11 protein-coding genes are annotated in these 13,251 nt (G+C 51.6%); 4 read left to right on the forward strand and 7 right to left on the reverse strand.

The features are described from left to right. Positions 1-12 precede the first annotated feature (12 nt). The gene (locus AC5JMP_RS04520; RefSeq protein ID WP_495850239.1) at positions 13-1,551 is read left to right on the forward strand and encodes a site-2 protease family protein; all 1,539 of its coding nucleotides are present in this window, start codon (positions 13-15) and stop codon (positions 1,549-1,551) included. Positions 1,552-1,713: 162 nt separating this feature from the next. Continuing rightward, on the forward strand, positions 1,714-2,268 hold the full coding sequence (locus AC5JMP_RS04525; protein ID WP_495850240.1) for a hypothetical protein: 555 nt from the start codon (positions 1,714-1,716) through the stop codon (positions 2,266-2,268). Between the two features lie 21 nt (positions 2,269-2,289). Here AC5JMP_RS04525 and thrC read toward each other — a convergent pair whose 3' ends face one another. Together thrC and AC5JMP_RS04535 are read right to left on the reverse strand one after the other, a co-directional pair. Then, positions 2,290-3,375 (reverse strand): threonine synthase, encoded by a 1,086-nt coding sequence (gene thrC / locus AC5JMP_RS04530; RefSeq protein ID WP_495850268.1) that lies wholly within the window; start codon positions 3,373-3,375, stop codon positions 2,290-2,292. 113 nt (positions 3,376-3,488) lie between these two features. Beyond that, complete coding sequence (locus AC5JMP_RS04535; protein WP_495850241.1) at positions 3,489-3,761, reverse strand: DUF6737 family protein; 273 nt, start codon at positions 3,759-3,761, stop codon at positions 3,489-3,491. A gap of 193 nt (positions 3,762-3,954) precedes the next feature. Between AC5JMP_RS04535 and AC5JMP_RS04540 the strand changes: the two genes are divergently transcribed. Continuing rightward, positions 3,955-6,582, forward strand: coding sequence for a chloride channel protein (locus AC5JMP_RS04540; protein ID WP_495850242.1), 2,628 nt, complete (start codon positions 3,955-3,957; stop codon positions 6,580-6,582). Between the two features lie 256 nt (positions 6,583-6,838). Beyond that, positions 6,839-8,776, forward strand: a complete 1,938-nt coding sequence (locus AC5JMP_RS04545) for an FkbM family methyltransferase (protein ID WP_495850243.1) — start codon at positions 6,839-6,841, stop codon at positions 8,774-8,776. Here the strand turns inward: AC5JMP_RS04545 and AC5JMP_RS04550 are convergent. From AC5JMP_RS04550 to AC5JMP_RS04570, 5 genes are all read right to left on the reverse strand, one after another. Further along, positions 8,765-9,361 (reverse strand): SIS domain-containing protein, encoded by a 597-nt coding sequence (locus AC5JMP_RS04550; RefSeq protein WP_495850244.1) that lies wholly within the window; start codon positions 9,359-9,361, stop codon positions 8,765-8,767. The genes AC5JMP_RS04545 and AC5JMP_RS04550 overlap by 12 nt on opposite strands. 44 nt (positions 9,362-9,405) lie before the next feature. Continuing rightward, positions 9,406-9,963, reverse strand: a complete 558-nt coding sequence (locus tag AC5JMP_RS04555; RefSeq protein ID WP_495850245.1) for an HAD-IIIA family hydrolase — start codon at positions 9,961-9,963, stop codon at positions 9,406-9,408. Further along, positions 9,956-10,960: a Gfo/Idh/MocA family protein gene (locus AC5JMP_RS04560; protein ID WP_495850246.1), complete on the reverse strand. Its 1,005-nt coding sequence runs from the start codon at positions 10,958-10,960 to the stop codon at positions 9,956-9,958. Before AC5JMP_RS04560 ends, AC5JMP_RS04555 begins: the two co-directional genes overlap by 8 nt. Positions 10,961-11,030: 70 nt before the next feature. After that, positions 11,031-11,900, reverse strand: coding sequence for an SDR family NAD(P)-dependent oxidoreductase (locus tag AC5JMP_RS04565; protein ID WP_495850247.1), 870 nt, complete (start codon positions 11,898-11,900; stop codon positions 11,031-11,033). Positions 11,901-11,942: 42 nt separating this feature from the next. Next, positions 11,943-13,247: a UDP-glucose dehydrogenase family protein gene (locus AC5JMP_RS04570; RefSeq protein ID WP_495850248.1), complete on the reverse strand. Its 1,305-nt coding sequence runs from the start codon at positions 13,245-13,247 to the stop codon at positions 11,943-11,945. Positions 13,248-13,251 lie beyond the last annotated feature (4 nt).

Here is a 13,251-nt window from a genome sequence, read left to right on the forward strand (position 1 = left end):
GAGATTTACAGCATGATTTTGCTGCTTCTGATTCTAATTGGAATCTTTACTTACTTTATCGTGCAACGTAGCGTTGCGGGCATTACCCGTACCCCAGTCTGGCTGCTGTGGCTGGTGATGATGATTCCTGCGTTTGCCTGGATGAGCTGGCTCATGGTCAACGGCAGTCAAGGCAATGATTTTCATCTGCTACTGTTGCTCTCTGTATCGTTTGTGGTTAGCTCAACGCTGTATTGGGTATTGGTGCAACGGGGGCGATTGCCCGCTGCCGAGGTCAAGCCTACGGTGAAGCCGCCACTGGATGCTCAGCCCGCGCTAGCTGCCCTGCCAGAACCGCGATCGCCCCTGCGCCCCATGAGCCGGGAGGAGGAAGCCAGTCTTCAAACCTGTTTCCCCTGGTCGATCTATTTTCTTCAAAATATTGAGCCGCGTCCCCAGGCGCTAATCTGTCGAGGGCAATTGCGAACCTCGCCAGAGATTGCCTACAACACGGTTCAAAAAAATATCGAAGCCAACTTTAGCGATCGCTTTTTAGTAGTCTTCCAGGAAGGTATCAACGGCAAGCCTTTCTTTGCTCTTGTCCCCAATCCGCAGTCTAAGGCGATACCGGAGGAGTCAGGTACCCCAATCGCCCGATCATCAAAGCCAGAGCGAATTGCTCGTCCTTTTCTAGCGATCGGACTGCTGCTTGCTACATTGCTGACCACAACCTTAGCGGGTGTTATTCTGAGCAGACCCGTTCAGGTGCCGCCAGCCCTACAGATGCCGCAAACCCAGGCTGAATGGATGACTGGGTTGCCCTATGCGCTGGCGCTCATGACTATTCTGGTAACTCATGAATTAGCCCATTACTTGATGGCGCGTCGTCATCATATGCGCGTTACCTTGCCTTATCTGATTCCGGTTCCACCCGCGAATATCTTTCCGTTTGGCACGTTTGGGGCTTTTATTCAGATGCGATCGCCCATCCCCAACCGCAAGGCGCTGTTTGATATTGGCATTGCGGGTCCTCTGGCTGGGTTTGTGGTCACCGTACCGATTTTGCTGTGGGGTCTGGCGCACTCTACGCCGATTCCGCTTAGCGAAGAATCAGGCTTGCTGAATTTTAATTCCTTTGAGCCGACCGCCTCGCTGCTAATTGCCCTGTTTAGCAAGCTGGCGTTGGGCAATGCGCTGACGGCAGAACAGGCGCTGAAGCTTCATCCGGTGGCGATCGCTGGCTGTTTGGGCATCGTGCTAACTGCCCTGAATCTGCTGCCCGTGGGTTCGCTGGATGGGGGGCATATTGTTCACGCCATGTTTGGTCAGCGCGTAGGAGCCTCCATTGGTCGAATTTCTCAGCTGTTGGTTTTTGTGCTGTTGATATTGGTGCAGCAGGAGCTGTTGATCTGGGCGGTGGTGCTGTTTTTGATGCCCGTTGTCGATGAAGCCGCGCTCAATGACGTGTCTGACCTAGACAACCGCCGTGACTTTTTGGGTTTAATGGCGCTATTCTTGCTCGTCAGCATTATTCTTCCTGCTCCTCAAGCCATCATGCAGATTGTGTTTTAGGCTTGCTCAAAGATTGACTTGCTTAAAGATGCATAGCTGTCGCCAGTTTGCTTAGGACATTTAGGGTGGGGCACCTCGCGCCTCACCCTAAATGTCCCCGTCCTAACCGCCAAGGCGGTTGCTATAAATTACAGCTTCGTAGAAGCTGCATGGGGGAATGCGATGAGTCAAGAGGTTACACCGAATCTAAACGCTGCACCAGATGTTGTTGAATCAGATGCTGTTGAATCAGATGTTGTTGAATCAGATGCTGTAAAGTCAGACGCTTTAGAGCCATCTATGCGTCCGGATATCGTCCAGTGGTTAGCCGAGATTAAGTCGCTTCAGCAGCAGGTGACGATCGCCCATCAAGAGCGTGATGAAGCCTATGTCAGTGCGGCAAGCTGGCGTAGTCTCTATGAAACTGAGGCGAAACAGCGGCGTTTGGACACCCACCTGTCTCGGAAGACTCTAGAGCATCTCAAAACTGAACTGCAAGAACTTCGGGAACCCTCTGGAGAGTTAGGACGCGATCGCGCCAGCCTTCAGTCAGAGATTGGATCGCTGTCCAGTCTCGAAGACTTAAAGGAACGGCTGGTGGATGCTTTGCAGGAATGCGATCGTCTTGCTCGGTCTTTACGCGCTGAGCAGATTGCCCATGCCGACACCCGCAAAAGCCTGACGACTGCATTGGGAGATGCGATCGATCAGCTTAATGAAGAACGCGCCGTCAAATGATTTAAAATCCCATCAAATGATTTAAAATCCCATCACTTGCGCGACTGCCGATCGCGTTGGCTCAATTCCGGTTTTGAACTGATTTTGGCAGTGCTTGATGGCTGTATCAGGATCTTTGAGACCGTTGCCCGTCAGAACACAGACGATTTTTGAACCCGGCGGCACCTGATCTTTGACCTTGAGCAGTCCTGCGACCGAAGCGGCGCTGGCTGGCTCACAAAAAATGCCTTCTTGGGCAGCCAGTAGCCGATAGGCATCCAAAATTTCTTCGTCGGTAACGGCGTGAAACTGTCCCTGGCTGGCTTCTTTGACGGCGATCGCTTTATCCCAACTCGCCGGATTGCCAATCCGAATTGCTGTTGCCAGAGTCTCAGGATGTTCGACGGGCTGACCTGTAACCAAGGGGGAGGCTCCTGCCGCCTGGAACCCCATCATTTGTGGCAGACGATCGCTCTTGCCGACTTGATGATATTGACAAAAGCCCATCCAGTAGGCGCTAATGTTGCCTGCATTACCCACTGGAATACAGAGCCAGTCGGGCGAGGTGCCAAGAGCATCCACAATCTCAAAAGCCGCGGTTTTTTGCCCCTCCAGTCGGTAAGGATTCACCGAGTTGACGAGCGTAATGGGGTAATGGTCTGCCATTTCACGGACGATCGACAAGGCACAGTCAAAATTGCCTTTAACCGCCAGCACTTCTGCCCCATAGAGCAGCGCTTGCGCCAGTTTGCCCAACGCCACATAGCCATCGGGAATCAGCACATAGGCCCGCATCCCGGCGCGGCGGGCATAGGCTGCTGCTGCTGCTGAGGTGTTGCCTGTGCTGGCGCAAATGACGACTTTCGCCCCTTCTTCCTTTGCCTTCGAGACGGCCATGGTCATGCCCCGGTCTTTAAAGCTGCCCGTGGGGTTGAGTCCGTCATATTTTCCCCAGACCTGTACCTGTTTGCCAATCAGGGCGGCGATCGCCGGGAGCGGAATCAGCGGGGTGTTGCCTTCGTGCAGCGTCACCACAGGCGTAGCTTCACTGACAGGGAGGTACTGGCGATACTCCTCAATGAGTCCCCGCCAGCCCTGCTGACGAATGGGGGAGGACGAAACTTGAATAGAGGACAGGGCAGACGAAAAGGGGGATGAAATGCTCACAGCGCTTCCCAAAAAATCGATCGACGTAGGATCAGGATACCCTTCCTGATGCGCTCTTGACCTGACTCAGTGGTTTAATTTAAAGGTTTTTGCGATTCGCTAGGGGAAGATCCGGTTTGGGAAAGGGCTTGCTGCAGGGCTTCTTGCTGTACAGCTTGAGGATAGAGAATCAGAAAAAATCCCATCCAGGTGAGAACGGGTAGAGCGACGATCGCCGTGATCCAAATTCGGTGAAACGGCAGCCAGCTGCCGCTAATCAGAACAATTCCTGTAAGGGCGATCGACCAGGGCTGACACCACCAGGGTTTTTGATGCCAAACATTTGTGGAGGCAGGTTGAGGAGTCATAAAGCTAAAATGATGCGGCTGACTTTCATTGTGCTGATTTTTTATCGGGTTGGTCTATTGAGTCAGACTGTCGAGGTCGCAAGTATGCTATTTGTTTTTTGAAAGGTTCGCATCTGAACTTTTCAAAAAGGTTTTGAAAGGTTCGCAGCTCTAGTAAAGCGATATATCGAGTTGTTACGCATACTCAAGCATAGTGCGCATCGTTCTTCCTAGACAACTTCAGCATCTGCGAATTGAGGCGAAGAATCTCGCCATCTTTGAGGCTTGCGTGATTGGGTTGGTTTCCGGACTAGCCGCAGTCCTGCTCAAGCAGGGCATTGGCTGGCTGGGGGGCTGGCGCGTGCAGATGTCGTTTGAGCATCCGGTTTGGATCGTGCTGCCACTCATGGGGTTGGTGGGCGGCGCGCTGTCAGGCTGGCTGATTGAGCGATTTGCGCCAGAGGCTTCAGGGAGCGGCATTCCGCAGGTGAAGGCGGTGCTGGCGAATGTCTCGATTCTGCTGAATTTGCGGGTAGCGATCGTCAAAATGGTCAGCGTCATTGTTGCCCTCGGCTCTGGGCTGAATCTGGGGCGGCAGGGTCCGACGGTGCAGATCGGAGCAGCCCTTGCCGCGCAGCTCAGCCAATGGATTCCCACCTCGCCCGAATGCCGTCGTCAGCTGATTGCGGCAGGCGCAGCGGCAGGTCTGGCGGCAGGGTTTAATGCGCCGATTGCCGGAATTTTATTTGTCGTAGAAGAATTTCTGCAAGATTTTTCTGATCTGACGCTGGGGACGGCGATCCTGGCTTCGTTTATTGGCGCGGTTGTATCCCGGCTGCTGGGCGGGCAAGGACTCAGCCTCACCCTCGACACCACGAGCGATCTCACTAACTTTTCTTTGCAAGACGTGCCGTTTTTTCTGATTTTGGGGCTGCTTGCCGGACTGTTTGGGGCGCTGCTGAGTCAGGGCGTATTCTTGAGTCTGGCGCTCTACCGCAAGGGCATCAGGGGCTTTAAGCTGGGTCTGCCAGGAAAGATGGCTATGGCGGGTTTGGTGTCTGGCTTGATTGTCATGCTGCTGCCCCCTTCCTTTCGAGATAGCACCGAACTTCAGCAATCCCTCAGCATGGGCGATACCGTCTGGCAGGTGACGCTGCTGGCGTTTGTGGCCAAATTTGTCCTGACGCTGGTGGCATACGGAGCAGGAACACCCGGCGGCTTGTTTGCCCCTTCGCTGATTTTGGGGGCGGCTCTAGGACATCTCGTGGGGTTTATGGCGCAGACGCTAGAGCTTTATGTCGGGTTACCTTTGGGCGTCCCGGTGGGCGTTAGCTCCACGACCACCTACGCCCTGGCGGGAATGGGGGCTTTTTTCAGCGCCGTCACGCGAGGGCCAATTACGGCGATCGTCATTGTCTTTGAAATCACCACAGACTTCAACCTGGTGCTGCCCTTGATGATTGGCTCCGTGATTGCCTATTTGATTAGCGATCGCATTGCTAGCGGCTCCATTTACACGCGGCTGCTGGCTTGGAACGGGATCTATCTCGATCGCGATGTTAGAGGCGAATCTTGGGCAGAGCTGACCGCCTCTGATCTGATGCAACGCCGCGTCGAAACTCTTTCTAGCCAAATGACTTTGAGTGATGCCATTCAGGCTTTCTCGCGATCGCACCATCGTGGGTTTCCGGTGGTAGATGATGGCAAATTGGTGGGAATTGTCACCCAGAGCGACCTTGCCGACACCAGCCGCCGTCCGGTCGAAGCTGAGGAAATTACCCTCGCCGACATCATGACCCCCAAGCCTGTCACCGTCAACCCCACCGATCCCCTGCCCCATGTGCTGTACGTGCTCAATCGCCATAAGGTTAGCCGCTTGCCTGTGACAGAGGGGCTGAAGCTATTGGGCATCATCACCCGCGCCGATATCATTCGGGCAGAAGCCGATCAGGTGATGGGTAACGCACAGCCGCTCGGTTCTAAGCCAGAACCCTCCTATGGCGTGTACCAAACGCGATCGCCCGCCACGGGCAGAGGTCGGCTGCTGGTTCCCCTCAGCAATCCCAAAACTGCGCCGCTGCTCTTGCAGCTAGCCGCCGCGATTGCCCATCACCACCAGTATGAGCTGGAATGTCTGCATGTCATGGTGATTGCTAGAGGGCAATCCCCGGCAGAAACGACCGTACGCACCACGAGCGGTCGCCGTCTGTTACGGCAGGCAGAGCAAGTGGGTCGGCAGTGGCAAATTTCGGTGCATACGCAAATTTGCATTGCCCATGATCCGGCTCAGGCAATGCTAGAAGCCATTCACGATCGCCATATCGATCGCGTTTTGATGGGCTGGGACGGTAAAACGACTACGCCGGGACGAATTTTTGGCAGTGCGGTTGATACCATTATCCGACAAGCTGCCTGTGAGGTGGTTTTGGTCAAATTTAAAGAAAATCCCACCTTTAACCAATGGCTCCTGCCAATGGCGGGAGGCCCTAATGCTCAGGCTGCCTTGCAGCTATTGCCTGCTCTAGTGGCATTGAATTCTGCCCCCCACATTCGTCTCTGTCAAGTATTTGACCGGGAGCCAACCTGGGCAGATACCCAACTGCTGCGGCAAACCATTCAAGAGTTGACAGCAGAAATCACTCACCCGATCGCCCCTCGACCCTTATGGGGAATGCCCGTTGCTGAAGCTGTTTTGCATCTGGCTGAGAAAGAGCGCTGTGATGTGATCATTTTGGGAGCCAGTCGGGAAGGACTGCTGAGGCAGGTGATCAAAGGCAACATTCCAGAGGCGATCGCCCGCAGCAGCGATCGGACTGTGATTTTGGTACGAGGGGCTATTTAGCATCATCATGTATAGCGCTGATGATTTTTTCTTAGAGAAGAGAGCGCCCCTCTTCTTGCATACGGACTACAGAAAGTTTAAGTCGATAGCAAAGACCTGCTGAGTTATGATCTTTTTCTGGACTGAGCTTAAGTGAGCTGAAAGCAACAGACAGCTTGCTACCCTAATGTTTAATCCACATCCACAAATCCCAGCGTATTTCATTAAAGTTTACTGATTTTTCTTAGTTAAAAAATATTGGGAGGTAGAGTAGGCAATGATTATCATTGATGTTGGTGCTCATGATGGCAAGCTGTTTTCACTCCCTTATGCTCAAGATAGTAACAATGTTGTGTATGCCATTGAGCCTATTCCCGAACTCGCTGAGGTGATTCGCTCACACCAGCTCCCCAACATTCATGTGCTATGTGCAGCTGTGGGAGAGCAAGAGGGTTTATTTAACTTCCACCTCAACAGAGATTTGCAAACCTCATCTTTGTCTACCGTTGAGATGAGTGAATCTTGGAAGCCCTATGCTGAGCAGCTAGAAGAGGTTAAAACGATTGAAGTTCCAGTGACTCGCCTAGATACCTTTATTCAGCAACATTCAATCGAGGAAGTAGATCTTCTGAAGGTCGATGCTAAAGGCTATGGCCTTCAAGTCCTTAAAAGTGCAGGTAATGCACTCTCGGTGATCAAAAATATTATTGTTGAGGTTCAAAAAGTTCCCTTATACGTCAATAGTTCTAGCAAAAAAGAAGTTTTAGAGTATTTGACTGATAGAGGTTTTAGACTAATCTCTTCTCAATTGCAAAGCAATGATTTAGAGGAAAATCTAGAATTTGTTAGGGTTAATCGATATGCTTCGAGTAACTCAGAGCCATCACAATATGAGTTAAACGCTCCGTATATCGGTAAAATTCGATTTCCAAAGCATGATCATGTTGGGCAACTGGTTGAAGAAGGTGTTTTTGAAGGAATTGAACAAGCTTTCGTTCTGCTCTACTTAAGATCGGGAGACACTTTCTTCGACTGTGGCGCGCATGTCGGTATTTTTTCTTGTGTTGCAGCCAAAGCCCTTCAGGGCAGTGGGCGCATCGTAGGTTTTGAACCTAACCCAGCTTGCTTTGAGCTTTACAATTACAATCTCAGTCAGTTGGGGTTTAGCAACTTTACTGCTATTGAAGCAGGTCTCTCTGACCAAGAGGGATATGCAACCCTCATACTCGGTAAAGACGGACTAGCAGCCTTCAGCACTTTTGCAACGGGTGAGCAACTGGGCGATCGTATGAGTCCCAGTAAAATATCTGTCAAAAGCCACACGTTAGATGCGCTTATCTCAGATTTAAACGTTGAGCAAGTTGATCTAGCAAAGTTAGATGTAGAAGGATGGGAGCTTCAGGTTCTTAACGGTGCAGAGCAGTCCATTAAGGCAGGAAAATTTCCTCTGTGGATGATTGAGTTTACTGAGGAAAATGCTGTTGCTGCCGGAAGCACAACTCAAAAACTGCGGACTGCTTTAGAAGATTTTGGCTATACAATTTGTTACTTTGATGCAACTCATTTTCAACTTGTGCCAGAGCCTTATCACAGCACATATCCCTATAAAAATTTGTTTGCGGTTACCGACTTAAAGCAAGCTAACGATCGCCTTGATGGGGCTAGTTCGACAACTCAAGCTTTAGCTAAAGATCTCATCCATAGGTGGGATATAGCTATGAATGCTCGGAGATTTCAAGGTGCTTTAAGGAATGAGAGACAAATTTCTCACCAGACCTCTCATCAGATTTCTGATCAGACGAGAGAGCAGATAGAGACGATGCAATCCCAGATGCACGAGCTGCTTGAGGCTGCTGAAGCAAGACTTCAATTGATCAATGTATTAAAACAAGCTGCTGAAGCAAGACTTCAATTGATCGATGTATTAAAACAAACTGCCGACGAACGTCTACAGATTATTCAGGAACAGCAGCAAAAAATCGCCCAGAACGAACATGCGATCGAACAGCTAAAGCGTCAGCAGCAGCAGGAAATTCAGACCTTGAGGCAAAGCAAAAATTTGCGGATTCGCAGGGCAACAGCCGCCTTAAAAGAGCAGCGACAAGTGATTAGAGAGCAAGTCGAAGAAATCGAAGTCTTACGGCGATCGCTTGAATCTACAGTCGATCGCCGGGTGCGCCGCAAAATCTCTCGCTTTTCGCAATTATTTAACTGATTCCCACTTCATTTCATACTTTTGCAGCTTAGGATGAGACACTACCAGGTGCCAGACTACAGCCTGAAAAGCCTCTGCTTGGGGTGTTACAGTCTCGCTGCGGATGGGGGGAATGACTACGCAAGCATCTGCAACCTGCGCCGTATAGCCGCCATCTCGACCAACGACTCCAAACACCTTTGCGCCAATTTCCTTGGCATATTGCAGGGAAGAAACAATGTTGACGCTAACATTTTTTTCAGCATTGCCGCCTCCGACCGAGAACACAAAAATGCCGTCCTTTGCGTTGAGACGGCTGCCCTTCAGCCAGTTAACAAATGCCGATTCCCAGCCATCATCATTGATGCGTGCCGTCAGCTCTGAGACATTATCTGTGGGTGTATAGGATTCGATGCCTGCAATCTTGCGAAAGTCGTTAACCGCGTGGCTAGCATGTCCTGCACCACCGCCCACGCCAATGAAAAAAAGCCGCCCGCCGTTTTCACGGATTGCAACAATTTCATCCACCATTTTCTCAACGATATTGATGTCGATCGCATCAATAATTGTTTTCGCATCTGCAAAAAATTCGGCCACATATCCCATTTTCAAAGCCCTCCCTCGCGGTTCAAACAAATCAAATCTAAAACTCAAACTAACTCTAAAATCAGATTGGCAGCTGATAAGACATCTGGCACTCCAAAATCGGCTTCGGTGCCCTGGTTGTAGTCTCGCTGAATTAAGATTGTCTGGCAGCCTGCCTGTTTTCCTGCCTGCATATCTTTCCAGGAGTCCCCTACTATAAAAGACCGACTCAGATCAATATTCCATTGAGTCGCCAACTCAACTAGCATACCAGGATGGGGTTTACGACAGGAGCAGCGATCGCCATTGTCGTGGGGACAAACCCGCAGATCGTCAATCGGCAAGGTTTGATAGATCAGGGCTGTCATTTGCTCCAAGACGGCTGCCTCCATCTTGTGTCGGGCAATGTCTGGCTGATTGGTGACCACAAACACGGGCAAAGCCGCTAGCTTGATTTGGTTAACCGCCGCTTGAATACCCGCTGTCCAGACAAACTCTGGGAGTGAACGAGGAGAAACAGCCTGTCCATCTCGGTAGACAACCTGATTAATTACCCCATCGCGATCGAGAAAAACTCCTGGTCTTAAGCCAGCCTCATTGGCAAGTCTAAGCCGATCAGACATGAATCGGCGCTCCTGCCTTTGCCGATCGATAGAGCGCGTCCAGCATCCGCATAGCGCTGACCCCCTCCTCTGGAGCACCCCAGTAGGGAGTTTTGGCAGCGATCGCTTCGATGAAATCTTGCCATTCTAACTCCCAAGATGTGTCTGGCAAATCGAAAACGAGATCTTCTAGGTCAGGCACACCGCCTTCGGGCTTGCGATAGGCGATCGTCAGCCGTTCGATGCCGTAGCTTTTGCCTAGCCCTTCAATTGTCAGAGAACCTTTCTGCCCGTAAATCTCAAAGGAGAACAGGTTTTTCCACTGCGTCCAGCTCGTGTGAAAACTGGCGATTGCTCCATCGCCAAACCGAAACAGACCAAAGCCGTTGTCTTCGAGGGGCTGAATTGGCCAGATCGCCGTTTGTAGATAGGCGAAGGCTTCAGTGGGCAGTCCGGCGAACCAGTGAATCAGATCGGCTATGTGCACTCCCTGATCGGTGAGTTCGCCGCCGCCCGCTAGCTCTGGATTGCCGCGCCACTCGTTTTCGTAGCCCGGTCGTCCGCCATGCCCATATCGAGCGCGGATATTGATAATCTCACCGATCGCCCCAGCCTGAAACAAATCATAGGCTTTAGCTAGAGCCGGATGATAGCGGTGATTGAAGCCAATTTTGAGAATGCGATTGGCGGCTTTCGCAGCTTCCGCCATTTTCAAAGCTTCGGCTAAGTTGCGCCCCATTGGCTTTTCGATCAGCACGTGCTTTCCGGCTTGCAGGGCGGCGATCGCGATTTCTGCCAGTAGCCCGTTGTGTGTCGCTACAGCAACGATGTCAATATCGGGATGGGCGATTGCCGCTTTCCAGTCGGTTGCAGACTCACAGCCATATTGCGCAGCTACAGCTTCCGCCGCTGCCGGATTGATGTCTACGACGATCGCTAATTCTGATAACGGATGTTCCATCGCAGTTTGCGATCGTCGTTTGCCAATTAGCCCACACCCAATCACTGCAACTTTCATGCTTTCCTATCTCGCTGATGAACCCTGATTGATTGAGCTTGTTCGTTTAGAGAAAGAGCCAAGCAAGCCTCTATTGCCAGTCCATGCCGCGCTCTTTCGGCAAAATTCGGCGCAGCGTAAAGATATCCGTGGTTTTTAGCTCTTCTAGATGATCAACCCAGTTTTGCCAACCGTCATAGGGAGCGGCAACAAATTTTCCGGTGATGCCGTCCGCCCGGTCAGAAATCAGGAAGGCTGCTGCATTGCCACCCACCGAAGCAGGTACGCCCCCTTTCTCAATTTGCGCTTTGGTATTTTCCAAGAACTTCTCGCCTGCCAGATTTGCCCCTGCCTCCAGGGTTTGTTGGTGCAATCGGGTAATCACAAAACCTGGCGCAATACAGTTGATCTGAATCTTAAAAGGAGCCATTTCTTGCGCGATCGTCTCTGTGAACCGCACAACTCCGACCTTGCCGCAAGCGTAGGCGGTGTAGTTGGGAAACGGAGTCGCCGCACCGCCGCCGGAGAACAGCGCAATTCTGCCCCCCGTTTTTTGCAGCCGCAAACAGCTTTGCCGCGCCACCAAAAAAGAGCCGAAAAGGTTAATCCGAATCGCATTGAACCAGGCTTCCGGATCGACCTCTGTGAGCGCGCCGATCGGTCCATAAATTCCGGCTGCATGGATGACGGCATTCAGTACTCCAAAGCTAGATTCAACTTTGTCTAACGCTGCCTCCACCTGATCGTGTTGAGTCACATCGGCAGATACGCCAACGACCTGCCCCGATCCGATCGCCCGAAGCTGGCTCAGAGCTTTGTCAATGTCTTCTGAGTTGCGAGCGCAGATCACTACACGCCCATTAGCTTTGAGACAGGCTTCAGCAGCAGCATAGCCAATGCCCATGCTGCCACCCGTGATTAAGATATTTTTATTGGATAGATCGATCGCTACCTCAGACACAATCTCTGCCTCACTTTTTCTAATTTTTCCCCAATTTTTTGCCTAGCAGCTGCGCCCAATGCTCAAGACAGTGAATCCTAGTTCGCGAATCTGGTCAAATTTTGTCAACAGAAAATTCTTGGTGTCAAAGAAAGTGCTGCCCTTCATGCGATCGCGAATCTCTTGAAAATCCAGCTCTTTAAACTCAGCCCATTCCGTCAGCAGCACTACTAGATCTGCGTCCGCCGCCGCATCGTATGCCGTAGAACAAACTTGTAGCTGCGCCGGAATCTGCACTTCATTCCAATTTGCCTTAGGGTCATAAGCTCTAATCTCTGCCCCCTTAGCGATCAGATCAGAGGCAACCTCTAGAGGCAAACTGCGGCGTAGGGTGCTAGTTCCTGGCTTATAGGTCATGCCAAGCAGCGCCACTCTTTTACCTTTCAGAGAGCCGATCGCCGCCTCTGACATCTTAGCCACCACCTTGACTCTGGACTTGTTGTACTGCCAGACGGTACCAAAGATCGGAGACTCATTACCTGACCGTTGATTAATGGCTTCCAGCACCTTCAGATCGCGCCCCAGAGTGCCGCCGGAGAAGCCAATGCCAGAGCTAAGATACGCCCGCTTGCCAATCCGGGGATCTAGCTTCATGGCGGCGGCAACTTGAGTAAAGTCAGCACCCACGGCAGTACAGATATCTGCCCACTGGTTTGCCAGCGTGATCGAAGCCGCCAGAAATGAGTTAATGCCATGCTTGGTCATCTCAGCACTGGGCAAGTTCATCAATAGGCATTCGGCCTGCATCGGCGCAAATAGTTCAGTGACGGTCTGCCCTGCCTGGGGATCATCCGCCCCAATGACAATATGTCCGGGATGCAGGTAGCAGTCGATCGCCTCGCCCAAGCGCAGATTTTCTGGAGAATACACCAGCTCTAGCGATGGCTCAAACTCCTTCAGCTGGGCGCGAAACTGTCGGGCTGTGCCAGCAGGCAGCTGAGCGCTGACAATCAAAATCGTTCTGGGGCTGAGGTGGGAACCAATTTTGGCGATTGCCTCCTCCAGAATTGTTAGATCCGAGGTGTCATCGTCTCGCACGGGAGTATCGTAGGCCAGAAACACCAATCCGCAGTCTGACAACATTGCCGGATCGGTCGAATAGCCGAGTTTCCCCTGACTTAGACCTGTTTGGATGGTTTCCTGTAGCCCTGGCTCAAAGATCGGCGGCTGACCCTGGCTCAGGTTGTCAATGAGCGCGTGATCAAAATCAACGCCCTGCACCGTCTTGCCCAGCGTTGACCAGGCTGCCGAGATTACACAACCGAGATGCCAAAGTCCAACAATGCCAATTTTTTCATGTACTGCCATAGGA

This window comes from Drouetiella sp., from assembly GCF_059504425.1.

Excerpts from the sequence above, each read along its gene's own strand:
- AC5JMP_RS04520 (WP_495850239.1), top strand. The coding sequence starts at position 13 with ATGATTTTGCTGCTTCTGATTCTAATTGGAATCTTTACTTACTTTATC.
- AC5JMP_RS04525 (WP_495850240.1), top strand. The coding sequence starts at position 1,714 with ATGAGTCAAGAGGTTACACCGAATCTAAACGCTGCACCAGATGTTGTT.
- AC5JMP_RS04535 (WP_495850241.1), bottom strand. The coding sequence starts at position 3,761 with ATGACTCCTCAACCTGCCTCCACAAATGTTTGGCATCAAAAACCCTGG.
- AC5JMP_RS04545 (WP_495850243.1), top strand. The coding sequence starts at position 6,839 with ATGATTATCATTGATGTTGGTGCTCATGATGGCAAGCTGTTTTCACTC.
- AC5JMP_RS04550 (WP_495850244.1), bottom strand. The coding sequence starts at position 9,361 with ATGGGATATGTGGCCGAATTTTTTGCAGATGCGAAAACAATTATTGAT.
- AC5JMP_RS04555 (WP_495850245.1), bottom strand. The coding sequence starts at position 9,963 with ATGTCTGATCGGCTTAGACTTGCCAATGAGGCTGGCTTAAGACCAGGA.
- AC5JMP_RS04560 (WP_495850246.1), bottom strand. The coding sequence starts at position 10,960 with ATGAAAGTTGCAGTGATTGGGTGTGGGCTAATTGGCAAACGACGATCG.
- AC5JMP_RS04570 (WP_495850248.1), bottom strand. The coding sequence starts at position 13,247 with ATGGCAGTACATGAAAAAATTGGCATTGTTGGACTTTGGCATCTCGGT.